This window comes from Kitasatospora sp. NPDC058184, assembly GCF_042883725.1.
Lineage (GTDB): Bacteria > Actinomycetota > Actinomycetes > Streptomycetales > Streptomycetaceae > Kitasatospora.
Genome location: NZ_JBHVVE010000010.1, coordinates 1 through 23,291 on the forward strand (window position 1 = coordinate 1; position 23,291 = coordinate 23,291).

23 protein-coding genes are annotated in these 23,291 nt (G+C 72.8%); 11 read left to right on the forward strand and 12 right to left on the reverse strand.

The window, feature by feature from the left end; translation table 11 throughout:
* Nucleotides 1-139: 139 nt before the first annotated feature.
* Nucleotides 140-2,761: an FHA domain-containing protein gene (locus ACFVXH_RS20130; protein ID WP_387825669.1), complete on the reverse strand. Its 2,622-nt coding sequence runs from the start codon at nucleotides 2,759-2,761 to the stop codon at nucleotides 140-142.
* 221 nt (nucleotides 2,762-2,982) lie between these two features.
* Between ACFVXH_RS20130 and serB the strand changes: the two genes are divergently transcribed.
* Nucleotides 2,983-4,239, forward strand: coding sequence for a phosphoserine phosphatase SerB (gene serB, locus ACFVXH_RS20135; RefSeq protein WP_049652099.1), 1,257 nt, complete (start codon nucleotides 2,983-2,985; stop codon nucleotides 4,237-4,239).
* Between the two features lie 109 nt (nucleotides 4,240-4,348).
* On the opposite strand, the gene ACFVXH_RS20140 is transcribed toward serB, so the two are convergent.
* The 3 genes from ACFVXH_RS20140 to ACFVXH_RS20150 all read right to left on the reverse strand — a co-directional run bounded on the left by ACFVXH_RS20140 (nucleotide 4,349) and on the right by ACFVXH_RS20150 (nucleotide 6,543).
* Complete coding sequence (locus ACFVXH_RS20140) at nucleotides 4,349-4,876, reverse strand: histidine phosphatase family protein (protein ID WP_049652098.1); 528 nt, start codon at nucleotides 4,874-4,876, stop codon at nucleotides 4,349-4,351.
* 123 nt (nucleotides 4,877-4,999) lie between these two features.
* The gene (locus tag ACFVXH_RS20145; protein ID WP_255357429.1) at nucleotides 5,000-5,122 is read right to left on the reverse strand and encodes an SGM_5486 family transporter-associated protein; all 123 of its coding nucleotides are present in this window, start codon (nucleotides 5,120-5,122) and stop codon (nucleotides 5,000-5,002) included.
* A gap of 122 nt (nucleotides 5,123-5,244) precedes the next feature.
* Nucleotides 5,245-6,543 (reverse strand): CynX/NimT family MFS transporter, encoded by a 1,299-nt coding sequence (locus ACFVXH_RS20150; protein ID WP_387825674.1) that lies wholly within the window; start codon nucleotides 6,541-6,543, stop codon nucleotides 5,245-5,247.
* A 116-nt stretch (nucleotides 6,544-6,659) separates the two neighbouring features.
* Here ACFVXH_RS20150 and ACFVXH_RS20155 point away from each other — a divergent pair, with 116 nt between their 5' ends.
* A complete protein-coding gene (locus tag ACFVXH_RS20155) occupies nucleotides 6,660-7,334 on the forward strand; it encodes a FadR/GntR family transcriptional regulator (RefSeq protein WP_074001597.1) in 675 nt (224 codons plus the stop codon).
* 79 nt (nucleotides 7,335-7,413) lie between these two features.
* On the opposite strand, the gene fabI is transcribed toward ACFVXH_RS20155, so the two are convergent.
* The gene (gene fabI / locus ACFVXH_RS20160) at nucleotides 7,414-8,181 is read right to left on the reverse strand and encodes an enoyl-ACP reductase FabI (protein WP_049652095.1); all 768 of its coding nucleotides are present in this window, start codon (nucleotides 8,179-8,181) and stop codon (nucleotides 7,414-7,416) included.
* 2 nt (nucleotides 8,182-8,183) lie between these two features.
* Nucleotides 8,184-8,903, reverse strand: a complete 720-nt coding sequence (gene fabG / locus ACFVXH_RS20165) for a 3-oxoacyl-[acyl-carrier-protein] reductase (RefSeq protein WP_049652094.1) — start codon at nucleotides 8,901-8,903, stop codon at nucleotides 8,184-8,186.
* A gap of 313 nt (nucleotides 8,904-9,216) precedes the next feature.
* Here fabG and ACFVXH_RS20170 point away from each other — a divergent pair, with 313 nt between their 5' ends.
* From ACFVXH_RS20170 to ACFVXH_RS20195, 6 genes are all read left to right on the forward strand, one after another.
* A complete protein-coding gene (locus ACFVXH_RS20170; protein ID WP_117490081.1) occupies nucleotides 9,217-10,362 on the forward strand; it encodes an MBL fold metallo-hydrolase in 1,146 nt (381 codons plus the stop codon).
* 180 nt (nucleotides 10,363-10,542) lie between these two features.
* A complete protein-coding gene (locus tag ACFVXH_RS20175; protein WP_387826174.1) occupies nucleotides 10,543-12,096 on the forward strand; it encodes a TldD/PmbA family protein in 1,554 nt (517 codons plus the stop codon).
* The gene (locus ACFVXH_RS20180; RefSeq protein ID WP_387825679.1) at nucleotides 12,096-13,493 is read left to right on the forward strand and encodes a metallopeptidase TldD-related protein; all 1,398 of its coding nucleotides are present in this window, start codon (nucleotides 12,096-12,098) and stop codon (nucleotides 13,491-13,493) included. The genes ACFVXH_RS20175 and ACFVXH_RS20180 overlap by 1 nt, the downstream gene beginning before the upstream one ends.
* A 31-nt stretch (nucleotides 13,494-13,524) precedes the next feature.
* Nucleotides 13,525-14,073, forward strand: a complete 549-nt coding sequence (locus ACFVXH_RS20185) for an RNA 2'-phosphotransferase (RefSeq protein ID WP_375873315.1) — start codon at nucleotides 13,525-13,527, stop codon at nucleotides 14,071-14,073.
* Between the two features lie 340 nt (nucleotides 14,074-14,413).
* Nucleotides 14,414-14,797 carry a DUF3099 domain-containing protein gene (locus ACFVXH_RS20190; protein ID WP_049653522.1) on the forward strand — a complete coding sequence of 128 codons (384 nt, stop codon included), beginning with the start codon at nucleotides 14,414-14,416 and terminating at the stop codon, nucleotides 14,795-14,797.
* A 264-nt stretch (nucleotides 14,798-15,061) separates the two neighbouring features.
* A complete protein-coding gene (locus ACFVXH_RS20195) occupies nucleotides 15,062-15,301 on the forward strand; it encodes a hypothetical protein (protein ID WP_049653520.1) in 240 nt (79 codons plus the stop codon).
* 52 nt (nucleotides 15,302-15,353) lie between these two features.
* On the opposite strand, the gene moaA is transcribed toward ACFVXH_RS20195, so the two are convergent.
* The 4 genes from moaA to ACFVXH_RS20215 all read right to left on the reverse strand — a co-directional run bounded on the left by moaA (nucleotide 15,354) and on the right by ACFVXH_RS20215 (nucleotide 19,719).
* Nucleotides 15,354-16,343 (reverse strand): GTP 3',8-cyclase MoaA, encoded by a 990-nt coding sequence (gene moaA, locus ACFVXH_RS20200; protein WP_049653518.1) that lies wholly within the window; start codon nucleotides 16,341-16,343, stop codon nucleotides 15,354-15,356.
* Between the two features lie 76 nt (nucleotides 16,344-16,419).
* On the reverse strand, nucleotides 16,420-18,027 hold the full coding sequence (locus ACFVXH_RS20205; protein ID WP_049653517.1) for a cation acetate symporter: 1,608 nt from the start codon (nucleotides 18,025-18,027) through the stop codon (nucleotides 16,420-16,422).
* Complete coding sequence (locus ACFVXH_RS20210) at nucleotides 18,024-18,383, reverse strand: DUF485 domain-containing protein (protein ID WP_049653515.1); 360 nt, start codon at nucleotides 18,381-18,383, stop codon at nucleotides 18,024-18,026. Before ACFVXH_RS20210 ends, ACFVXH_RS20205 begins: the two co-directional genes overlap by 4 nt.
* Before the next feature lie 292 nt (nucleotides 18,384-18,675).
* On the reverse strand, nucleotides 18,676-19,719 hold the full coding sequence (locus tag ACFVXH_RS20215) for a zinc-dependent alcohol dehydrogenase family protein (RefSeq protein WP_387825683.1): 1,044 nt from the start codon (nucleotides 19,717-19,719) through the stop codon (nucleotides 18,676-18,678).
* Nucleotides 19,720-19,844: 125 nt separating this feature from the next.
* Here ACFVXH_RS20215 and ACFVXH_RS20220 point away from each other — a divergent pair, with 125 nt between their 5' ends.
* Nucleotides 19,845-20,840, forward strand: a complete 996-nt coding sequence (locus ACFVXH_RS20220; RefSeq protein ID WP_074001603.1) for a DEDDh family exonuclease — start codon at nucleotides 19,845-19,847, stop codon at nucleotides 20,838-20,840.
* A gap of 31 nt (nucleotides 20,841-20,871) precedes the next feature.
* A complete protein-coding gene (locus tag ACFVXH_RS20225; RefSeq protein ID WP_074001604.1) occupies nucleotides 20,872-21,669 on the forward strand; it encodes an SURF1 family protein in 798 nt (265 codons plus the stop codon).
* Here the strand turns inward: ACFVXH_RS20225 and trxA are convergent.
* On the reverse strand, nucleotides 21,666-21,998 hold the full coding sequence (gene trxA / locus ACFVXH_RS20230; protein ID WP_049653505.1) for a thioredoxin: 333 nt from the start codon (nucleotides 21,996-21,998) through the stop codon (nucleotides 21,666-21,668). The two genes, ACFVXH_RS20225 and trxA, sit on opposite strands and share 4 nt — an antisense overlap.
* Before the next feature lie 3 nt (nucleotides 21,999-22,001).
* On the reverse strand, nucleotides 22,002-22,409 hold the full coding sequence (locus ACFVXH_RS20235; protein ID WP_049653502.1) for a MerR family transcriptional regulator: 408 nt from the start codon (nucleotides 22,407-22,409) through the stop codon (nucleotides 22,002-22,004).
* Nucleotides 22,410-22,519: 110 nt separating this feature from the next.
* On the opposite strand from ACFVXH_RS20235, the gene ACFVXH_RS20240 reads away from it, so the two are divergent.
* Nucleotides 22,520-23,281, forward strand: coding sequence for an SDR family oxidoreductase (locus ACFVXH_RS20240; protein ID WP_049653500.1), 762 nt, complete (start codon nucleotides 22,520-22,522; stop codon nucleotides 23,279-23,281).
* Nucleotides 23,282-23,291: the final 10 nt, after the last annotated feature.

Here is a 23,291-nt window from a genome sequence, read left to right on the forward strand (position 1 = left end):
CTCGGGCCCTGAGGCGTCCGGTCCTCACGGATCTCGAAGTCCAATGCATCCCCTGAACTGGGGTGTTGCAACGACTCCTAGAACCCAAGGCGTGGGAGGACCGCCCCTCGGACTGCCGTCCGAGACGTCGGGGAAGGGGTCAGCCCTTCTGCATGACCTCGGGCTCGTGCCGGCGCTGGAGCCGGGTGACGAGGACGCCGATGACGACCGAGATGGCCACCAGCACGCCCGCGTCGATCGCCCACTGGGCGACGCTGTGCTTCCAGAGCGGGTCGTAGTTGGGGTTCTGGAAGTCCTTGTTCCAGGGGCCCATGAGCGTGGACAGGTCCAGCGTGGTGGACACGATGCCGGTGCCCCAGCGGGCCGGCATCAGCCAGGCGACCTGCTCCAGGCCGGGCTTGCTGAAGATCTGGAAGAGGCAGCCGGTGAAGACGACCTGGACGATGGCGAACATGACCAGCAGCGGCATGGTCTTCTCGGCGGTCTTCACCAGCGCGGAGATCATCAGGCCGAACATCATCGCGGCGAAGCTGAGCAGGATCATGCCGACGGTCATCTCGACGATCGGCAGGTTCTTGACGAGCAGGCCGTGCTCGGGGAGCTTGCGCGGCAGGAAGCCGACGGCGGAGATGATCGCGCCCTGGATCACGCTGAAGAAGCCCAGCACGATGATCTTGGACATCATGTACGCCGAGCGGGAGAGCCCGGTGGCCCGTTCCCGTTCGTAGATCGCCCGTTCCTTGATCAGCTCGCGGACCGAGTTGGCCGCTCCGGAGAAGCAGGCGCCGATCGCCAGGATCAGCAGGATCGTCGCGGCCCCGTTGTTGAGGTGGAGCTGGGTGTTCGGGTTGGGCGCGAGCCCCGGTTCGTTGGGGATCAGCACGCTGACCGCGCCGATCACCGCGGGCAGCAGCACCGACAGGGCCAGGAAGCCGCGGTCCGAGGCGAGCACCGACATGTAGCGGCGCATCAGGGTCCACAGCTGCGAGCCCCAGCTCTGCGGCTTGGGCGGCTTGACGGCCTCCTGGGCGACCTGGACGTGCTGCACCTCGCCCGCCTCGACGGTCGGGGCGGAGTACTGCTGGTAGTGCACCGAACCGCGGTAGCGGCCGGCCCAGTCGTGGTCCGGGTAGTTCTCGAAGGCCTGGAAGACGTCCGCCCAGGTCTCGTACCCGAAGAAGTGCAGCGCCTCGTCCGGCGGGCCGAAGTAGGCCACCGAGCCGCCCGGCGCCATCACCAGCAGCCGGTCGCAGAGGGCGAGTTCGGCCACCGAGTGGGTGACGACCAGGATCGTGCGGCCGTCGTCGGCCAGGCCGCGCAGCATCTGCATGACCTCGCGGTCCATGCCCGGGTCGAGGCCCGAGGTGGGCTCGTCCAGGAAGATCAGCGAGGGCTTGGTGAGCAGCTCCAGGGCGACCGAGACGCGCTTCTGCTGGCCGCCGGAGAGCGCGGTGATCTTGTTGTCGGCGCGCTTGTCGAGGCGCAGCTCGTACAGCACCTCGTCGATCCGGGCCTCGCGCTCCTTCGCCTCGGTGTCCCCGGGGAAGCGCAGCCGGGCCGCGTACTTGAGGCCCTTCCGGACGGTGAGCTCGCGGTGCAGGATCTCGGACTGCGGCACCAGGCCGATGCGCGAGCGGAGTTCGGCGAACTGCTTGTAGAGGTTGCGGCCGTCGTACAGCACCTCGCCGCGGTCGGCCGGGCGGTAGCCGGTGAGGGCGCGCAGCAGGGTCGACTTGCCGGAGCCGGACGGGCCGATGACGGCCACCAGGGACTTCTCCGGGACGCCGAAGCTGACGTCGTCGAGCAGGACCTTCTTGCCGCCCTTGTGGTCGACCTCGACGGTCAGGTGGCGGGCGGAGAAGGAGACGGCGCCGGTGTCGACGAACTCCTGCAGCTGGTCGCCGACCAGGACGAAGCCGGAGTGGCCGACCGTCAGCCGGTCCTGCGGGCCCATCAGCTGACGCTGCACCCGCTGGCCGTTGAGGAAGATGCCGTTGTGGCTGCCGAGGTCGACGATCTCGTAGCGGCCGTCCGGGAGCTGGCGCAGCTCGGCGTGGTGGCGGGAGACCTGGAGGTCGGACACCACGATGTCGTTGTCGAGCGCGCGGCCGATCCGGACGGTGCGCATCGCCGAGGTCAGGTTGCGGATGATGGTCGGCTGCGGCCCGCCGTCGTGCGGCGGGGGCGGGAAGCCCTGCTGCGGGAAGCCGCCGTGCTGGGGCTGGGGCTGGGGCTGCTGCTGCGGGGCCGGCCGGTCCTGCGGCGGCGCGTACTGCTGCTGCGGGAACGGCGGCTGGGCCTGCTGCTGGCCGGGCCAGGCCTGCTGCGGCTGCTGCTGGTACGGGTCGTGCTGCGGCCAGCCCTGCTGCGGGGCGGGCTGCTGGGGCGTGGGCACCGGGCCGCGGCTGGTGGCGGCCTCGTGCATCGGGGTGGCCTGCGGGGCCGCGGCGTGCGGGGCGGCGGCCTGGGCGGGCGCGGAGAAGCCGAGCCGGGGGCCGTTCTCCGGGTTGCCCAGGTTCACCACGGCGCCGGGGAACAGCTGGGCCTGGAGGGTGCGGGCACCGGCCACGTACGTTCCGTTGGTGCTGCCGTGGTCGTCCAGCTGCCAACCGCTGCCGTTGAAGCCGATGGTCCCGTGCTGCCAGGAGACCCTCGCGTCGTCGAACGTGAAGTCCGACTGCGGGTTTCGCCCGATGGTGTAGGACCGCCCGGGCTCCAGAGTCCGCTGCTGTCCGTTGATCTCGATGACGAGTTGCGGCACTGCTCGCCTGCCCCGCTCTCTCGGTTCCCCCGAATTGTGGCCCCGGCCGGGGCCGCGATGTTCCTGTGACTGCCGGGGGAATCATTCCAGCCCGCCGACCGCCGGTGAAAGTCGGCCCGGGCGACTGTGACCAGGCTGCTACCGAGCCCGGACCTGCGGCGTCCCGCGAGGTGGGACGGGTGCTCCCGGGCCCTCGGGCGCCCGGTAGCGTGGGAGGCACCATGAACGCATCGCCCCTGGCCGCTGAGCCCCTCCCCGCCGCCCAGCACCGGACCGCGGACGAGCGCACCCTGCTCGTCAAGGTGTTCGGCAAGGACCGTCCCGGCATCACCGCCGGCCTCTTCACGACGCTGGCCGGTTTCGGCGTCGACGTCATCGACATCGAGCAGGTCGTCACCCGTGGGCGCATCACGCTGTGCGCCCTGGTCACCCCGCCCACCGCACCCGGCGCCGAGGGCGGGCTGCGGGCCACCGTCCACCGCTGGGCCGACGAGCAGAAGCTCCAGGCCGAGATCCTCTCCGGCATCGGTGACAACCGGCCGCGCCGTGAGGGCCGTTCGCACGTCACGGTGCTCGGCAACCCGCTGACCGCCGCCGCCGTCTCCGCGCTCACCTCCCGGATCACCGCCTCGGACGGCAACATCGACCGTGTCTTCCGGCTCGCCAAGTACCCGGTGACGGCGGTCGAGCTGGCCGTCTCCGGTGTGGCCACCGACGAGCTGCGGGCCGCGCTGGCCCAGGAGGCGGCCACCCAGCGGGTGGACGTCGCGGTGGTCGCCGCCGGTCTGGAGCGCCGGGCCAAGCGCCTGGTGGTCATGGACGTCGACTCCACGCTCATCCAGGACGAGGTGATCGAGCTGTTCGCCGCCCATGCGGGCTGCGAGGAGGAGGTCGCCGCGGTGACGGCGGCGGCCATGCGCGGGGAGCTGGACTTCGCCGAGTCGCTGCGGGCCCGGGTGGCGCTGCTGGCCGGGCTGGACGCCTCGGTGACCGAGAAGGTGCGCGCCGAGGTCCGCTTCACGCCGGGCGCGCGCACCCTGATCCGTACGCTCCAGCGCCTCGGCTACCAGGTCGCGGTGGTGTCCGGCGGCTTCACCCAGGTCACCGACCACCTGGTGGAGCAGCTGGGGCTGGACTTCGCGGCCGCGAACACCCTGGAGGTGGTGGACGGCCGGTTCACCGGCCGGGTGGTCGGCGAGATCGTGGACCGGGCGGGCAAGGCCCGCTGGCTGGCCCGCTTCGCCGAGCAGGCGAAGGTGCCGCTGGAGCAGACGGTGGCGATCGGCGACGGCGCCAACGACCTGGACATGCTGAACGCGGCCGGCCTCGGGGTGGCGTTCAACGCCAAGCCGGTGGTGCGGGAGGCCGCCGACACCGCGGTGAACGTGCCGTTCCTGGACACCGTGCTGTACCTGCTGGGCATCACCCGCGAGGAGGTCGAGGCCGCCGACGCGCTGCACGGCACCCCGACCGAGTAGGGCCCGTCCGGCGGCCGATGGAGTGAGGCGGCCGCCCGGAGAGGGCCTGTGGACGTACCAGAGGGGCGCGCGGATTCGATCCGCGCGCCCCTCGTGTACGGTCCCGCGGTCAGTCCTGCGGCGTGTGGTACGAGACCAGCTGGGCCACGCCCGGCTCGACGCCCTTCCAGGAGCCGCTGAAGCTGAGCACCGCGACCGCCGCCGTCGGGAAACCCCCGAGGCGCAGCCGCTCCAGCGCGTCCGGATCGCCCGCGTCCCCGGCCAGCACCTGGGTCAGCCCCAGCACGCCCGGGTTGTGGCCGACCAGCACCACGTCCGCGTACTCCTCCGGGGTCTCCTGGAGGACGGCGATGATCTCCCCGGGGCTGGCCTCGTAGACCCGCTCCTCGTACACCGTCCGGAGCGGCCGCTGCGGCAGCTCGTGCACCGCCAGCTTCCACGTCTCGCGGGCGCGCAGCGCGGTCGAGCAGAGCACGTAGTCGGGGCTGATGCCGGAGTCGACCAGCCAGCGGCCGGCGTCCGGGGCCTGGTGACGGCCCCGGTCGGCCAGCGGCCGGTCGTGGTCGTCCACGCCGTTCGGCCAGTCGGCCTTGGCATGGCGGAGAACGATGATCCTGCGGGGCGTGTCGGCGCTCATACCCAGCAAGCTTGGCAGAAAAGCGGCCCGGCGGCGCGATGCCCCGGGATGCCGCCACTCCGAGGGACGACCCGTGTCACCATGCCCCGTTCACCGGGGCGTCAGCCGGCGTACGGCCGTCCGTCAGCCCATCGTGGCGGCGACGGTGGCGATGATCGACACCAGCACCGCGATGGCGGCGAAGGCGAGGGCGATGCGGCCGAGCTGCTTGCGGCCGTCGGTGGGGTTTGGATCGAGAACGGGCATGTCCGGAAGTCTCCCACTCCGAACACGCCCGCCGTCCGCCGACCCCGCCCCCTTGGCCGGGTCTTGACCCTCGCCGTCGGGCCCGTCCCTCCCCGCGCGTCCTCACACCCCCGGCGGGGGCGTCACACCGCGGCCCGCTCCGCCGGGTGCACCGCCTCGTCCTCGATGTGCCGGGCCCGCGCCGCGCGCAGGCCGAACAGCATCTGCGGCACCAGCAGCAGCGACAGGAAGCCCAGCGGCCAGTACCACTCGCCGGTGGCCCCGTAGAGCCAGCCGACCAGGATCGGGCCCGGGATGGACACCAGGTAGCCGATGCCCTGGGCGAAGGCGGAGAGCTGCGCGACCCCGCCCGCGGACCGGGCCCGCAGTCCGATCATGGTCAGCACCAGCGGGAAGGCGCAGTTGGACAGGCCCAGCAGGACCGCCCAGAGCCAGGCGCCCCCGGCCGGGGCGATCGCCAGGCCGGCGTACCCGGCGATGCCGCAGCAGGCCAGCAGCACCACGAACAGCCGCTGGTCGCCGCGGCGGGCGGCCAGGTTGGGCAGCACGAAGGAGACCGGCACGCCGATCACCATGGTGACCGCGAGCAGCACGCCGGTGGTGCCCTCGCCGATGCCGGCGTCCTGGAAGATCTGCGACATCCAGCCCATGACCACGTACGCGCCGGTGGCCTGGAGGCCGAAGTACCCGGCCAGCGCCCAGGCGGTCCGGCTGCGGGTGATCGGCAGCCGGACGGGGGCGGCGGCGCCGCCGGCCCGCTCGCCGCGCTCCCGCTTGGCGATCAGCACGAACAGCCAGAGCACCAGGGCGAGCGCCCCCAGGACGGCCCAGACGCCCAGGCCGTAGCGCCAGTCGCCGCCGAGCGACTTGGTCAGCGGCACGGTGACGGCGGCGGCCAGCGCGGTGCCGGCGGACAGCGCCATCGAGTAGAGGCCGATCATCGGCCCGACCCGGTCCGGGAAGTACCGCTTGATCACCACCGGCAGCAGCACGTTGGAGACCGCCACCCCGGCCAGGGCGAGGGCGGTGAGCAGCAGGAACACGGCGGTGCCGCCGGCGAACGAGCGGGCCAGCACGCCCGCCGTGATGGCGCCCATGCCCGCCGTGACGACCGCGATCGGACCGATCCGACGGGCCGCCGCGGGCGCGGCGAAGCCGAACAGCCCGAAGCAGAGCGACGGGACGGCGGTGAGCAGCCCGGCGAGCGTCGGGTTCATCCCGAGGTCGTCGCGGACCTGCTTGAGCAGCGGCCCGAGGCTGGTGACCACGGGGCGCAGGTTGAAGGCGGCGGCGGCGATCGCGACGGCGAACAGCACGCCGAGGTACTTGGCGGAGCCGGAGGCGGCGGGCCGCTCTTCGGTCGGCGGCCGGCTCTCGGTCCGGGAGGAAGCGGTGGTGTCTGCTGCGGGCATAGAGAGCATCATAGAATGATGGGATGAATTGATGCACCTTGGAATTGGCATGATGTGCCGACCGTTCATCCACCGGCCACCTCCCACCCAGGCCCCACCCGAGCCGTAGCCGCAAGGAGTACCCCGTGGCGCTGTCCTCGCCGAGGCGCACCCCGCTGTCCGACCAGGTGATCGCACAGCTGCGTGCCCAGATCACTTCCGGGGAGTGGCCGGTCGGCTCGCGCATCCCCACCGAGGCCGCCCTGGTCGAACAGCTCGGCGTCGCCCGCAACACCGTCCGCGAGGCCGTCCGCGCCCTCGCCCACAACGGGCTGCTCGACATCCGCCAGGGCTCCGGCACGTACGTGCTGGCCACCAGCGAGCTGGCCGGCGTGATGCACCGCCGCTTCGCCGACGCCGGCCAGGACCAGGTCGCCGAGCTGCGGGCGGCCCTGGAGACCTCGGCCGCGGGCCTCGCAGCCCACCGCCGCACCCCGCGCGACCTGGAGCTCCTGGACGGCGCCCTGGCCCGCCGGGAGGCCGCCTGGCACTCCGGCGACGCCGAGGACTTCGTCCAGGCCGACGCCGCCTTCCACCAGGCCGTGGTGGCCGCCGCCCACAACGACGTCCTGCTCGCCGTCTACGCCGACCTCGGCGAGGTCACCCGCGAGCACCTGCGGCACGACGTCGGCCCCGAGCTGATCGCCGAGCGCTACATCGGCCACCACACCATCCTGGAGGCCATCCGGGACGGCGACGCCCAGCGCGCCTCCGTCGAGGCCGGCCGCGCCATCGGCGCCTGCGGCACCGCGGACGTCTGACCGCGCCGGCGTCCACATGGAACGCCGCTGCCCGGCACCCCCGCGAGGGAGGGCCGGGCAGCGGCGTACGGGCGGAGCGTCAGGCGCCGATGGCGTGCAGACCGCCGTCGACGTGGATGATCTCGCCGGTGGTCTTCGGGAACCAGTCCGACAGCAGCGCGACGATGCCGCGGCCGGCCGGCTCCGGGTCGCTCAGGTCCCACTTCAGCGGGGAGCGGTGGTTCCAGGTGTCGGCCAGGTCGCCGAAGCCCGGGATGGACTTGGCGGCCATCGAGCCGATCGGACCGGCCGAGATCAGGTTGCAGCGGATGTCCCGGTCGCCCAGGTAGCGCGCCAGGTAGCGGTTGGTCGACTCCAGGGCGGCCTTGGCCGGGCCCATCCAGTCGTACTGCGGCCAGGCGTACTGCGCGTCGAAGGTCAGGCCGACCACCGAACCGCCGTCCTGCATCAGCGGCAGCAGCGCCGTGGTCAGCGACTTCAGCGAGTACGCCGAGACGTGCATCGCGGTAGCCACGGACTCCCACGGGGTGTCCAGGAAGTTGCCGCCCAGCGCGTCCTGCGGGGCGAAGCCGATCGAGTGGACGATGCCGTCCAGGGTCGGCAGGTGCTCGCGGACCTGGTCGGCGATGCCGGCCAGCTGCTCCGGGTTGGAGACGTCCAGCTCCAGCACCTTGACCGGCTTCGGCAGCTTCCGGGCGATCCGCTCGGTCAGGCTCGGACGCGGGAAGGCGGTGAGGATGATCTCCGCGCCCTGCTCCTGCGCGAGCTTGGCGGTGTGGAAGGCGATGGAGGACTCCATCAGCACACCGGTGATCAGGATCCGCTTGCCTTCGAGGATTCCACTCATGATCAGTGACCCATGCCCAATCCGCCGTCGACGGGAATGACGGCTCCAGTGATGTACGCGGCCTCGTCCGACCCGAGGAACCGCACGGTGGAGGCGACCTCGGCGGGCGCCGCGTAGCGGCCCAGCGGCACGCCCGCGACGATCTCCGCGCGGCGCTCGTCACTGAGCACGGCGGTCATGTCGGTGTCGACGAAGCCGGGGGCGACCACGTTGACGGTGATGTTGCGCGGGCCGAGCTCGCGCGCCAGCGACCGGGCGAAGCCGACCAGGCCGGCCTTGGAGGCGGCGTAGTTGGCCTGGCCCGGGGAGCCGGACAGGCCCACCACGGACGAGATCAGCACGACGCGGCCCTTCCTGGCGCGCATCATCAGCTTGGACGCGCGCTTGACCACCCGGAAGGTGCCGGTCAGGTTGGTGTCCACGACGGAGGTGAAGTCCTCCTCGGACATGCGCAGCATCAGCGTGTCCTTGGTGATGCCCGCGTTGGCGACCAGCACCTCGACCGCGCCGTGCTTCTGCTCGATCTCGGTGAAGGCGGCGTCGACCTGCCCGGCGTCCGTGATGTCGCAGCGCACCGCGAGGACGTCGTACTTGGCCAGCGCCTCGGGCACCTCGCCCGAGCGGCTGGTGATGGCCACCTTGTCGCCCGCTTCGGCGAAGGCCTGGGCGATCGCGAGGCCGATGCCCCGGTTTCCTCCGGTGACGAGAACCGAGCGGCTCAACGATCCACCTCTCTCCGTGAGTGAGCGCGTACGTCGGAATGCGTACGCAGTGTGACGCTATCGGGCGGTCGGCGACGGCGGCGCATCGGTCTCCCACAGCGCCGCCCCGGCGGATCTGTCGCAATCCGACAATCCGTACCCGTCCGTGCCGTCCCGGCGACGGAGACCGCCCAGGCCCGGGCGCTGCCCGGATCGGGGCGACTGTACGGGAACAACACGGGCGGGCGCACCCGTTGCCCCCGTGGTGCGGGGCCGGCCCGGGACCGGCCGTACCGATCCCCGACCATCCCGGCGAGCGACGAAGGCAGAGCGGATGACCAAGGCACGGCCCGGGAGCACCCACCGACGCGGACGACTGCTGGCCCTCACCGCCCTGGCGGCCGGCCTGGGCGCGACCGCCTGGTCGCTGCGCGACCTGCCGGCGGCGTTCGGGCGACGGCCGGACGGCGAGCGCGAGGAGCGGGTGCGCAACTCCCCGCAGTACCGCGACGGCGTCTTCCACAACGCGCCCTCCGCGCTCGCCCGCGCCACCGGCGCCCCCGGCTTCGACGGCGCCACCGCCCGCCGGATGCTGTTCGAGCGGGCCGGCCGCGTCCCCGCCCACCCGGTGCCGACCGTCCGCCCCGCCACCCCGCCCGGGCCGGCCGCCGAGGGCGTGGAGGTCACCTGGTACGGGCACGCCTCCGCGCTGGTGGAGATCGAGGGCTTCCGGGTGCTGCTCGACCCGGTCTGGAGCGACCGCTGCTCCCCCGCCGCGCACGTCGGCCCCAAGCGGCTGCACCCGGTGCCGGTCGGGCTGGAGGAGCTGCCCCAAGTCGACGCGGTGCTGATCTCGCACGACCACTACGACCACCTGGACATGGCGACGGTCAAGCGCCTGGTGCGCAGCCAGTCCGCGCCCTTCGCGGTGCCGCTCGGCATCGGCGCCCACCTGCGCCGCTGGGGCGTCCCCGAGCACCGGATCATCGAGCTGGACTGGGACGAGACCTGCACCCTGGGCGACCTGGTGCTCACCCTGACCGCGGCGCACCACTTCTCCGGCCGCGGGCTGACCCGCAACACCACCCTGTGGGGCTCCTGGGTGATCGCCGGCCCGAACCGCAAGGTCTTCTACACCGGCGACTCCGGCTACTTCGAGGGCTACGCCCGGATCGGCGCGCAGCACGGCCCCTTCGACGCCGCGCTGGTCCAGATCGGCGCCTACGACGCGGCCTGGGCGGACATCCACATGACCCCCGAGGACGCCGTCCTCGCGCACCGGGACCTGACCGCCGGCCTGCTGGTGCCGGTCCACTGGTGCACCTTCAACCTGGGCCTGCACCCGTGGGCCGAGCCGATCGAACGACTGGTGAAGGCCGCCAAGGAGCAGGCCGTCCCGCTGGCCGTGCCGCGCCCCGGCGAGCGGGTCGACGTCGACAACCCGCCGGAGCTGGACGGCTGGTGGGAGACCGTCGGCTGACGGCCCGCGCCCGAGGGCCGCGGAGCCGGGCACCGGAGGCCCGACCGGACGGTCCCTCACTGCGGCGCACCGGTCGAAATGCGCTGGCCGGAAACCCGGTGGACGGGAAATGATGCGGTGCGGGCGCCCCTGTGGCGCCGCACCGCCACCCTCCGCGACCTGGGAGCCCGATTGCCTCCGATCCCTCCGGCCGATCGCTCCGGTGCCCCGCACGGGCGCGCCGTCGACCCGGCGTTCCTCGCCCTGCCGCTGCGGCCCCTCGCCGACGCCGCCCTCGCCCGCGCCCGCGAACTGGGCGCGAGCCACGCCGACTTCCGCCTGGAGCGGATCCGCAGCGCCTCCTGGCGGCTGCGCGACGCGCGCCCGGCCGGCACCTCCGACAGCGTGCAGCTCGGTTTCGCCGTCCGGGTGGTGCTGGACGGCGCCTGGGGCTTCGCCGCCGGTGTCGACCTCACCCCCGACGCGGCGGCCCGGGTCGCCGAGCAGGCCGTCGCGGTGGCCCGCCTCTCCGGCGGGATCAGCCGGGCGGCCGGCTCCACCGAGCGGGTCGAGCTGGCCGCCGAGCCGGTCCACCGGGACGTCACCTGGGTCTCCGCGTACGAGGTCAACCCCTTCGAGGTGCCGGACGCCGAGAAGACCGCGCTGCTCGCCGAGCGCAGCTCCCGGCTGCTGGCCGCCGAGGGCGTCTCGCACGTCCAGGCGGCCCTGCGGACCGTCCAGGAGAACAAGTTCTACGCGGACACCGCCGGCACGGTGACCACCCAGCAGCGGATCCGGGTGCACTCCGACCTGGAGGCCACCTCGGTCGACGAGCGCACCGGCGCCTTCGACTCGATGACGACCCTGGCCCCGCCGGTCGGCCGCGGCTACGAGTACGTCACCGGCACCGGCTGGGACTGGGACGCCGAACTCGCCGAACTGCCCGTCCTGCTGGCCGAGAAGATGCGGGCCCCGAGCGTCGAGGCCGGCCGCTACGACCTGGTGATCGACCCGACCAACCTCTGGCTGACCATCCACGAGTCGATCGGCCACGCCACCGAACTGGACCGCGCGCTCGGCTACGAGGCCGCCTACGCCGGCACCTCCTTCGCCACCTTCGACCAGCTCGGCTCGCTCAAGTACGGCTCCGAGCTGATGCACGTCACCGGCGACCGCACCGCCGAGCACGGCCTGTCCACCATCGGCTACGACGACGAGGGCGTGGCCACCCAGTCCTGGGACCTGGTCAGGGACGGCGTCCTGGTCGGCTACCAGCTCGACCGCCGCATCGCCGCGCTGAAGGGCTTCGAGCGCTCCAACGGCTGCGCCTTCGCCGACTCCCCCGCGCACGTCCCGGTGCAGCGGATGGCCAACGTCTCGCTCCGGCCGGCCGCCGACGGCCCGGACACCGCGGGCCTGGTCGGCCAGGTCGAGAACGGCCTCTACATCGTCGGCGACCGTTCCTGGTCGATCGACCAGCAGAGGTACAACTTCCAGTTCACCGGGCAGCGCGCCTACGCCATCAAGGACGGCGAACTCGCGGGCCAGGTCAAGGACTTCGCCTACCAGGCCACCACCACCGACTTCTGGGGCTCGATGGCGGCGGTCGGCGGCCCGCAGACCTACTTCCTCGGCGGCGCCTTCAACTGCGGCAAGGCGCAGCCCGGTCAGATCGCGGCGGTCAGCCACGGCTGCCCGTCGGCGCTGTTCCGCAACGTCAACGTGCTCAACACCCAGCAGGAGGCGGGTCACTGATGACCGCGAAGCAGCCCCACGAACTCGTCGAGCTGGCGCTCGGCCTCTCCCGCGCCGACGGCTGCGTGGTGATCGCCGACGAGGAGTCCACCGCCAACCTGCGCTGGGCCGGCAACGCCCTGACCACCAACGGCGTCACCCGCGGCCGCCGCCTCACCGTGATCGCCACCGTGGCCGGCGCCGAGGGCACCGCCTCCGGCGTGGTCTCCCGCGAGGCCGTCACCGCGGCGGAGGTGGAGGGCCTGGTACGGGCCGCCGAGGAGGCCGCCCGCGCGGCCGGCCCGGCCGAGGACGCCCAGCCGCTGATCGCCGGCGGGCCCTCCTCGCCGGACTTCACCGAGCCGCCCGCACTGACCTCCATCGAGGTGTTCGACGCCTTCGGCCCGGCCCTCGGCGAGGCCTTCGCCCGCGCCGCGGCCCAGGGCCAGCTCCTGTACGGCTTCGCCCGGCACGAGATGACCTCCAGCTACCTGGGCAGCTCCACCGGCCTGCGGCTGCGCCACGACCAGCCCACCGGCATGGTCGAGATCAACGCCAAGACCGCCGACCTCTCCAGCTCCGCCTGGGTGGGCGCCTCCACCCGGGACTTCGCCGACGTCGACGTCGCCGGCCTGCACACCGAGCTGACCAGGCGGCTCGGCTGGGGCTCCCGCAAGGTGGACCTGCCCGCCGGGCGGTACGAGGCGCTGCTGCCGCCCTCGGCCGTCGCCGACCTGCTGATCGTCCTCAACTGGTCCTCCGGCGGCCGGGACGCCCAGGAGGGCCGGACGGTCTTCTCCAAGCCCGGCGGAGGCACCCGGATCGGCGACAAGCTCAGCGCCCTGCCGCTGACCCTGCGCTCCGACCCGCGCGAACCCGGCCTGGAGGCCGCGCCGTTCGTGCTCACCCACTCCTCCGGCGGGGACTACTCGGTCTTCGACAACGGCCAGCCGATCACCGCCACCGAGTGGATCCGCGAGGGCGTGCTGAACGACCTGGTCACCACCCGCCACGCGGCCGCCCTCACCGGCCTGCCGCTGCGCCCGGCGATCGACAACCTCGTACTGGAGACGGCCGACCAGGAGTCCGCGCCGACGCTGGACGAGATGATCGCCCGCACCGAGCGCGGCCTGCTGCTCACCTGCCTCTGGTACATCCGCGAGGTGGACCCGGCGACGCTGCTGCTCACCGGGCTCACCCGGGACGGCGTCTACCTGGTGGAGAACGGCGAGGTCGTCGGCGAGGTCAACAACTTCCGGTTCAACGAGTCCCCGGTGGACCTGCTGAACCGGATCACCGAGGTGGGCCGCACCGAACGCTGCCTGCCCCGCGAGTGGAGCGACAACGTCACCCGCACCGCGATGCCACCCGTGCGTGTCACGGACTTCAACATGAGTTCGGTCAGCCAGGCCTCTTAGCCGCTGACCAACGGGGGATACGAGAGACATGATGGACGAGAAGCGCCTGGTCAGGTCGAGCAAGATGCTGTCGCGGATCCTGCGGCACGAGCCCGGGCTGGCGGGGGTCGCGCTGGACGCGTCCGGCTGGGTCCGGGTCGACGAGCTGCTCGCCGGGCTCGCCGCCCGGGGCCGGCCGCTCACCCGGGCCGAGCTGGACCACGTCGTGGCGACCAACAACAAGCGCCGCTTCGGCTACTCGCCCGACGGTCTCTCGATCCGCGCCAACCAGGGCCACACGGTGGCGGTCGACCTCGGCCTGACCGCCACCGTGCCGCCGCCCGTGCTCTACCACGGCACCGCCGACCGGCACCTGGCGGCGATCTTCCGCGAGGGCCTGCGCCCGATGGCCCGCCAGGACGTCCACCTCTCGGCGGACACCGGGACGGCCACCGGGGTCGGCGCCCGGCACGGCCGTCCGGTGGTGCTGACCGTGAACGCGGCGGCGATGACGGCGGCCGGCCACGAGTTCCGGCTCAGCGAGAACGGCGTCTGGCTCACCGACGCCGTGCCCCCGCAGTACCTCTCCCGCCGCTCCTAGGGCCTGTCTTCAAACTCCCGTCGTCCGCCCGGAGGGCGGGCGGGGCGGCGTTGGGGTGCGTGCATCGCAAGGCGGAGGAGGGAGCCACTGCGGAGCATTGGCGACCGACGACAACGCGGCGAGGTGCGTGCCCCGGCGTCGCCCCGCAGACGCGAGTTTGAAGACAGGCCCTAGCGCCGCACCGCACCGCCGAGGGCCTGTCCGCTCCGCCGGACAGGCCCTTCGCGTACCCGACCGGGTGGGTGCGGCCCACCCGGTCTCGTCGCCGGGTGCGCCCGGGCGTACCGTGAGGAGGCCGCGCGGCCAGGCGCGCGGGTGCGCGACGAGGGCGGTAGGACACATGGGCAAGAGCGCCGACGACGGGCAGGTCTTCCGGATCACGGGGGCGCGCAGCAGCCTCACCGAGGACGTCCGGGGACGCCAGCGCCGCTACGTCATCTCGATGCTGCTCCGCACGGTCTGCGTGCTGCTCGCGGTGGTGCTGTGGGACGTCCAGCGCTGGCTGGCGTTCGCGGCGCTGGCGGGCGCCGTCCTGCTGCCGTACTTCGCGGTGCTGATCGCCAACGCGGGCCGGGAGCGGGCCCCGGGGCTGCCGAGCACCTTCGACATCCCGCTGGACACCCCGCTGATGCTCGGCCCCGGTGGGACGGGTGGGGCTGGTGCGAAGGCTGGTACAGGAGAGGCAAAGGCCGTTCCCACCGATCCTTCACAGGACGTGGACTGACCGTCCGTTTCATGCCGCTTCACCCCCGTCCGGCTCAGCGAAAGCTCAAAAGAAGCTCAGATTAATCATGCAAGACCTCCCCATCCGAGGGTCTTGGCGTGACATACTGCGTACGCGCTCCGCATCCCCCGTCGGAGCGACGGACCGACGCCGGGCGGCTCCCCCCGTGGCTGCCCGGCGTCGCCATGCCCGGATCCGGTCGGCCCGGACGGGCGTGACAGACTGGCGGTGCAGACCCACCCGCCAATCGTTGAGGACGGCCCGATGGACACCCCGCAGACGCCGATCTGCTCCGCCAAGGGCTGCCGGACGGACGCCGGCTGGGTGCTGGTGTGGAACAACCCCAAGCTGCACACCCCGGACCGCCGCAAGACCTGGCTCGCCTGCGACGGGCACCGCGAGCACCTGTCCCAGTTCCTCTCGGTGCGCGGCTTCCTCAAGGAGGTCGTCGCCTTCGCCGACTGGACCCCCGAGCCCGCCGAGGGCTCCGGGAAGCCGGCCTAGCGCCTGCCCGACCGGCTCAACCGGCCCAACCCGCTCGGCCCGCTCGGCCCGCTCAGCCGCCGATCGCGGACATCGGCCGCTCGGGCTGGAGGAACTCCGGGTCGTCGATCCCGGCCCCGGCCTTCTTGCCCCACATCGCCGCCCGCCACAGCGCGGCCAGTTCGGCGTCGTCCGCGCCGGAGCGCAGCGCGGTGCGCAGGTCGGTCTCGCCGGTCGCGAACAGGCAGTTGCGCACCTGGCCGTCGGCGGTCAGCCGGGTGCGGTCGCAGGCCCGGCAGAACGGCCGGGTGACCGAGGCGATCACGCCCACCCGGCCCGGGCCGCCGTCCACCAGCCAGCGCTCGGCGGGTGCCGCGCCCCGGCTCGCGGACGGCTCCGGGGTGAGCGTGAAGCGGGTGCGCAGCAGGTCCAGGATCTCCGTCGCGGTGACCATCGACGTACGGTCCCAGCCGTGCTGGGCGTCCAGCGGCATCTGCTCGATGAAGCGCAGCTCGTAGCCCCGCTCCAGGCACCAGGCCAGCAGGTCGGCCGCCTCGTGGTCGTTGACCCCGCGCATCAGCACCGCGTTCAGCTTCACCGGTGCCAGCCCGGCGGCCTCGGCGGCGGCCAGCCCGTCCAGGACGTCCTGGTGGCGGTGGCGGCGGGTGAGGGTGTGGAACACCTCGGGGTCGAGGGTGTCAAGCGAGACGTTGACCCGGTCGAGGCCGGCCTCGCGCAGCGCCGTCGCGGTGCGGGCCAGTCCGATGCCGTTGGTGGTCAGCGAGAGCTCCGGGCGCGGCTCCAGCTCCGAGCAGGCGGCGACGACGGCGACCAGTCCGGGACGCAGCAGCGGTTCGCCGCCGGTGAAGCGGACCTCGCGCACGCCCAGGTCGCGCACGGCCACGGTGACCAGCCGGACGATCTCCTCGTCGGTCAGCAGCTCGGGCTTGGCCAGCCACCGCAGGCCCTCCTCGGGCATGCAGTAGGTGCAGCGCAGGTTGCAGCGGTCCGTGAGGGAGACCCTCAGGTCGACGGCCTGGCGTCCGAAGGTGTCGAGCAGCACGTTCGTCCTTCCCCGAGATGCGGCCGGCCCGGCCACCGTCACGGCGGGCCGGGCCAGCATAGTCATCGCGGGACGATCAGTGGGCGCCCAGCCCGGTCAGCGAGCGGACCTCCAGTTCAGCGTACTTCGCCGCGTCGGGGCGTTCCCTGGACAGCAGCGTGCCGAGCCAGCCGGCCAGGAAGCCGACCGGGATGGAGACCAGGCCGGGGTTCTCCAGCGGGAACCAGTGGAAGTCGGAGTGCGGGAAGAGCGAGGTCTTCGCGCCGGAGACCACCGGGGAGAAGACCACCAGCGTCACCGAGGTGAGCAGTCCGGCGTAGACCGAGCTGACCGCGCCGACGGTGGTGAAGCGCTTCCAGAACAGCGAGTAGAGCAGGGTGGGCAGGTTCGCCGAGGCGGCGACGGCGAAGGCCAGCGCGACCAGGGCGGCGGTGTTGAGCTTGTCCGCGAAGAGGCTGAGCACGATCGCCACCGCCCCGATCGCGACCGCGGCCCACTTCGCCGACCGCACCTCCTCCTTCTCGCTCGCCTTCCCGCGCCGGATCACGTTGGCGTAGAGGTCGTGGGCGAAGGAGGCCGAGGAGGCGAGCGTGAGCCCGGCGACCACGGCCAGGATGGTGGCGAAGGCGACCGCCGAGATCACCGCGAGCAGGATCGCGCCGCCGGTGCTCCCGGCGCCCCCGCCGAGCGCCTCGGCCAGCTGCGGGGCCGCGGTGTTGCCCGCCGCGTTCGCCGCCTTGATCGCCTTGGAGCCGACCAGCGCGGCCGCGCCGAAGCCGAGCGCCAGGGTCATCAGGTAGAAGACGCCGATGATGCCGATCGCCCAGAGCACCGACTTCCGGGCCGCCTTGGCGGTGGGCACGGTGTAGAAGCGGACCAGGATGTGCGGCAGGCCGGCGGTGCCGAGCACCAGCGCGATGCCGAGGCTGATGAAGTCGAGCTTGGCGGTGCCGCTGCCGTACTTCTGCCCCGGTTGGAGGAAGGCCTCGCCCTTGCCGCTCGCGCTCGCCGCCGCGCCGAGCAGTTCGGAGGGGTTGAAGTGGTACTTGGCCAGCACCAGGACGGTCATCAGCGCGGCGCCGGCGATCAGCAGCACCGCCTTGACGATCTGCACCCAGGTGGTGCCCTTCATCCCTCCTATCACCACGTAGACGATCATCAGCGCGCCGACCCCGACGATGGTCCAGCGCTTGGCGGCGCCCCCCTCGGCCCCCAGCAGCAGGGCCACCAGGGTGCCGGCGCCGACCATCTGGGCGAGCAGGTAGAAGATCGACACCACGATGGTGGAGACGCCCGCCGCGGTGCGCACCGGGCGCTGGCGCATCCGGAACGCGAGCACGTCCGCCATCGTGAAGCGGCCGGAGTTGCGCAGCGGTTCGGCGATCAGCAGCAGGGCGACCAGCCAGGCGACCAGGAAGCCGATCGAGTAGAGGAAGCCGTCGTAGCCGCTGAGCGCGATGGTCCCGGCGATGCCGAGGAAGGAGGCGGCGGACATGTAGTCGCCGGAGATGGCCAGGCCGTTCTGGAAGCCGGTGAAGCCGCGGCCGCCGGCGTAGAAGTCGGCGGCGCTCCTGGTCTGCCGCCCGGCCCAGACGGTGATGCCGAGCGTGGCGAGGACGAACACGCCGAACAGGGCCATCGTCAGGCCGCGGTGCTCGGTGGCGGAGCTGGCGAGCAGGCTCATTCGGCGGACTCCCGGGGAGCGTGGACGACGGCGCCGTGCGCCTCGCGGATCGCCGCGGCGGGCGGGTCGATCCGCCGGTCCGCGTAGCGGGCGTACCAGGCGGCGATGGCGAAGGTGGTCACGAACTGCAGCAGCCCGAGGACCAGGGCCACGTTGACGTGCCCGAGGACCTTGGTGCGCATCAGTCCCGGGGCGTAGCAGGAGAGCAGGACGTAGAACAGGTACCAGAGCACGAAGCCGATGGTGACCGGGAAGGCGAAGCTCCGGAACGAGCGCCGCAGCGTACGGAACTCCTCGCTGTCGTCGATGAGTTGGGCTTCCGTGGCGGCGGTGGTGGTGAGCGGCGGCGAATCCACGCTGTCTCACTCCTTCGGCGTATTTGTCACACGGGGGGAACGATCGAACGTGAGGGGCGTCACATGTCTGGTGTGCGCCGCGCAATGCTAGGAGCGTCCTGCCCGCCCCGGAAGGGGTTGACCGCGATCAGTCGACCGTTCACCCCCTCGCACCATCCGATTGGCCGAAAAACAGCCCATCCCAGCGACCGCACCGCCCACGATCGGCCCCCGGAACCTCCCCGGAGAACGGCTCCGGCCCGTGCCGCGCCCCGAACGGGGCGGCACGGGCCGGAGCCGGGAGGCCGACGCCTCAGAAGGCGATCCGCACCTTCAGGGCCGAGCGGTCGTCCATCGCGCGGTAGCCGTCCGGAACGCCGTCCAGGCCGACGGTCCGGTCGAAGACCAGGCCCGGCTCGATGGCGCCCGAGAGGACGTCCGGCAGCAGCTCGGGGATGTACGCGCGGGCCGGGGCGACGCCGCCGTTCAGCGAAACGTTCCGGCCGAACATCTGACCGATGTCGACGCCCGCGCTGCCGCCGTGCGGCACCCCGACGTAGCCCACCGCGCCGCCGTCCCGGGCTATCGAGACGGCCGTCCGCATCGACTCCTCGGTGCCGACCGCCTCCAGCACCGCGTGCGCGCCCTGCCCGCCGGTCAGCTCCTTCACCGCCTCGACCGCGGCCTCGCCGCGCTCCGCCACCACGTCCGTCGCACCGAAGCGGCGGGCCAGCTCGGTGCGGGCCGTGTGCCGGCCCAGCGCGATGATCCGGCCCGCGCCCAGCCGGTGCGCCGCCAGGACGCCGCACAGGCCCACCGCGCCGTCGCCGACCACCGCGACCGTCGCCCCGGGCCGCACCCGCGCCGAGACCGCCGCGTGGTGCCCGGTGGACATCACGTCGGACAGCGCCAGCAGCCCGGGCAGCAGCTTCTCGTCGCCCGCCGCCTCCTTCGGCAGCTTCACCAGCGTCCCGTCCGCGAACGGCACCCGCACCGCCTCGCCCTGGCCGCCGTCCGAACCGACCTGCCCCCAGAACCCGCCGTGCGGGCAGGAGGTCTGGAGGCCTTCGAGACAGAAGTCACACACGCCGTCCGACCAGACGAACGGCGCCACCACGAAGTCGCCCTTGGCGAAGCCGCGCACCTCGGCACCGACATCCTCGACCACGCCGAGGAACTCGTGCCCGATCCGCTGCCCGGCCACCCGCTGCGCGACCCCGCGGTACGCCCACAGGTCGCTGCCGCAGATACAGGCGTTCACCACCCGGAGCACCACGTCCGTCGGGTACTGGATCACCGGGTCCGGGACTTCTTCGATCCGGATGTCGTTGGGGCCGTGAATCACGGTGGCACGCATGCGCTGTTCCTTAGCTGAACGGTCTCGACCAGGTGTACGACACCCCCGCTGACCACTCTATTCCGGCCGGTCGGTCGGAACATTCCGGCCGGAGCCCCCCGCCCGGCCCCTTATCCTGTTGGACCATGCAACCGATCCAGCCCGAGACGTACGGAGCGCCGCGGACCGCCCCGGTCCCCGCGCAGCGCTCCGCCGCCCCCGCCGGGGGCTTCGCGGTCGTCGACGTCGAGACCACCGGTCTCGGCCGCTCGGACCGCGTCATCTCGGCGGGCGTCTACCAGCTGGACCCGGACGGCGAGGTCGTCGACCACTGGTACACCCTGGTCAACCCCGAGCGGGACCCCGGCCCGGTCTGGATCCACGGCCTCACCGCCGAGCTGCTCGCCACCGCCCCGACCTTCCCGCAGATCGCCGAGGAGTTCGCCGCGCGCCTGCACGACCGCGTCCTGGTCGCGCACAACGCGCTCTTCGACTGGAACATGATCTCCCGCGAGTTCTCGCGGGCCGGCCTGCGCGCCCCGGTCGAGCAGCGGCTGTGCACCATGGTCCTCTCCCGCGACCTGCGCCTGCCGCTGCCCAACGGCAAGCTGTCCTCGCTCGCCGCCCACTTCGGCGTCCGGCAGCGCCACGCCCACAACGCCCTGGACGACGCCCGGGTGCTCGCCGAGGCCTTCCGCCCCAGCCTGCACCTCGCCCGCGACGGCGGCGTGCCGCTGCCGCTGCAGAACTGCGTCGCGGTCACCGACCTCGGTGAGGAGGAGCCCGCCGCCCCCGGCCGCGGCAACTGGACCGGCGCCTCGTACCGCCAGGCCAAGAAGCGCCCGCCCTGCCCGTACCCCAACCCGGGGCGCTGGCAGGACGGCAAGCCGCTGGTCCAGGGCATGCGGGTGGCCATCACCGGCGACACCGCCACCGACCGCGAGGTCCTGGAGGACCGCGCGGTCGAGGCCGGCCTGCACATCGCCACCTCGGTGAGCCGCCTCACCAGCCTGCTGGTCACCAACGAGCCGGACAGCTGGAGCGGCAAGGCCCGCAAGGCCCGCGAGGTCGGCACCCCCGTCGTCGGCGAGGACGCCTTCCTCCAACTGCTGCGCGAGGTCGCCCCGCACCCCGGTGCGTGAGCCCGTTGTGAGGTCGGCGTACCGTTCCCATGTGTACCGTTTTCTGCTGACCCGACAGTGGCTGATCACCATGCTGGTCGCGCTGCTGCTGATCCCCGCGACGATCAAGCTGGGCTTCTGGCAGCTTCACCGCCACGAGGCACGGGTGGCCCGGAACGAGCTGATCGGCCAGGCCCTCACGGCCGCGCCGGTCCCCTTCGACACCCTGTCGCCGACCCCCGGCTTCGCGGTCCCCAAGGACCTCACCTGGCGCACGGTGACCGCCACCGGACAGTACGACCCGGCACACGAGTTCGTGGTCCGCAAGCGGACCGACTCCAGCGGGACCATCGGCTACTTCGTCGTGACCCCGTTCCGGCTCGCCGACGGCAAGGGCACCCTCCTGGTCAACCGCGGCTGGGTCGCCTCCGGCAACGGCGCCACCGAGTACCCGCCCGTCCCGGCCACCCCGGCCGGCGAGGTCGCCCTCACCGGCCGCCTGCGCGCCGAGGAGACCTACGGCGCCAGCGGCATCAAGGACCGCACCGGCCTGCCCGACCGCCAGTTCAACCTGATCAACACCGACGAGCAGGCCAAGCGGACGGGCGCCCCCCTCCTCGGCGGCTACCTCGAACTCGCCGGCACCACCCCGGCCCCGGCCGACCAGCCCCAGCTGGTCCCCGAGCCCAACCACTCCGACATCGGCCCGCACATGGCCTACGCCATCCAGTGGTGGCTGTTCACCGCGATGATCCCGGTCGGCGTCTGGGTCCTCGCCCGCCGCGAGGCCAAGGACCGCGCCAAGCAGGCCGCCGAGGCCGAGGTCCCGCTCGACGCCGTCCCCGCCTAGAGGACGTCCTCCAGCTCCCGCAGCAGCCGCGCCTTCGCCCGCGCCCCCACCACCGACCGCACCGGCTGCCCGCCCCGGAACACCATCAGCGTCGGCATCGACAGCACCCCGTACGCCGCCTGGGTCCGCGGGTTGTGGTCCACGTCCAGGCTCACCACCCGCACCCGGTGCGCCTCCTCCCGCGCGATGTCCGCCAGCACCGGCGCCATCATCCGGCAGGGCGGGCACCAGTCCGCCGTGAAGTCCACCAGCACCGGACCCTCGGCCGCCAGCACCTCCGCGGCGAACGTCTCGTCCGTCACCGCCGGCACACCCGCGATCTCCACCACCGTCTACTCCTTCGCCAGTTCACAATGGGGCGGTTCCTCGACGGCGGCCAGCTCGTCCCGCGCCCGTACGGCCCGGTCGAACTGCCCCGCCACCTGCGCCCTTACGTCCTGGAGCCGGGCGATGCACTCGTCCAGCTCCCCCAGCTTCCGCCGGTACACCTCCAGCGAGGCCGGACACGAGTCCCCTTCCGGGTGCCCCGCCCGCAGGCACTCCACGAACGGCCTGGTCTCCTCCAGCCCGAACCCGAAGTCCTGCAGCATCCGGATCTCGCGCAGCAGCCTGAGGTCCGCCTCGTCGTACGCCCGGTACCCGTTGCCCGCCCGCCGGGCCGGCAACAACCCCAACTGCTCGTAGTACCGCAACGCCCGCGTGGTCGTCCCCGCCCGCTCCGCCAACTCCCCGATCCGCATGCCGAACCACTCCTCCCGCACTTCCGACGACGACCGTAAACCTTCCCCCCGGCGTCAACGCCAGCCCCCTCGACCCGCTCCCCACCCTCCACACCGGGCACTATGTCCCCATGGATCTCGGACTGAAGGACAAGGCCTACATCGTCACCGGCGCCACCCGGGGCCTCGGCCTCGCGAGCGCCCGCGAACTCGTCGCCGACGGCGCCCGCGTGCTCGTCAGCGGCCGCACCCGGCAAGCCGTCGACACCGCCGTCGCCGGGCTCGAGACCCTCGGCACCGCCCACGGCCTCGTCGCCGACAACGCCGACCCCGACACCCCCGAGCGCCTCATCGCCGAGGCCCGGCACCGCTTCGGCCGGCTCGACGGCATCCTGATCAGCGTCGGCGGCCCCCAGGCCGGCCCCGTGGAGACCACCCCCGAGGAGGCCTGGCGGGACGCCTTCGAGTCCGTCTTCCTCGGCGCCCTGCGCCTCGCCCGCGCCACCGCCGCCGCGCTCCCCGACGGCGGGGTGATCGCCTTCGTGCTCTCCAGCTCGGTCCGCCAGCCGATCCCCGGCCTGGGCATCTCCAACGGTCTGCGCCCGGGTCTCGCCATGGCCGCCAAGGCCCTCGCCGACGAGCTCGGCCCGCGCGGCATCCGGGTGCTCGGCCTGCTCCCGGCCCGGATCGACACCGACCGGGTCCGCGAGCTCGACGGCCTCGCCGCCGACCCCGACGCGGCCCGCGCCCAGGCCACCGCCTCGATCCCGCTGGGCCGCTACGGCACCCCCGAGGAGTTCGGCAAGGTCGCCGCCTTCCTGCTCTCCCCCGCCGCCTCCTACCTGACCGGCATCATGGTCCCCGTCGACGGCGGCGCCCTCCGCGGCCTCTGAGCCCGACCCG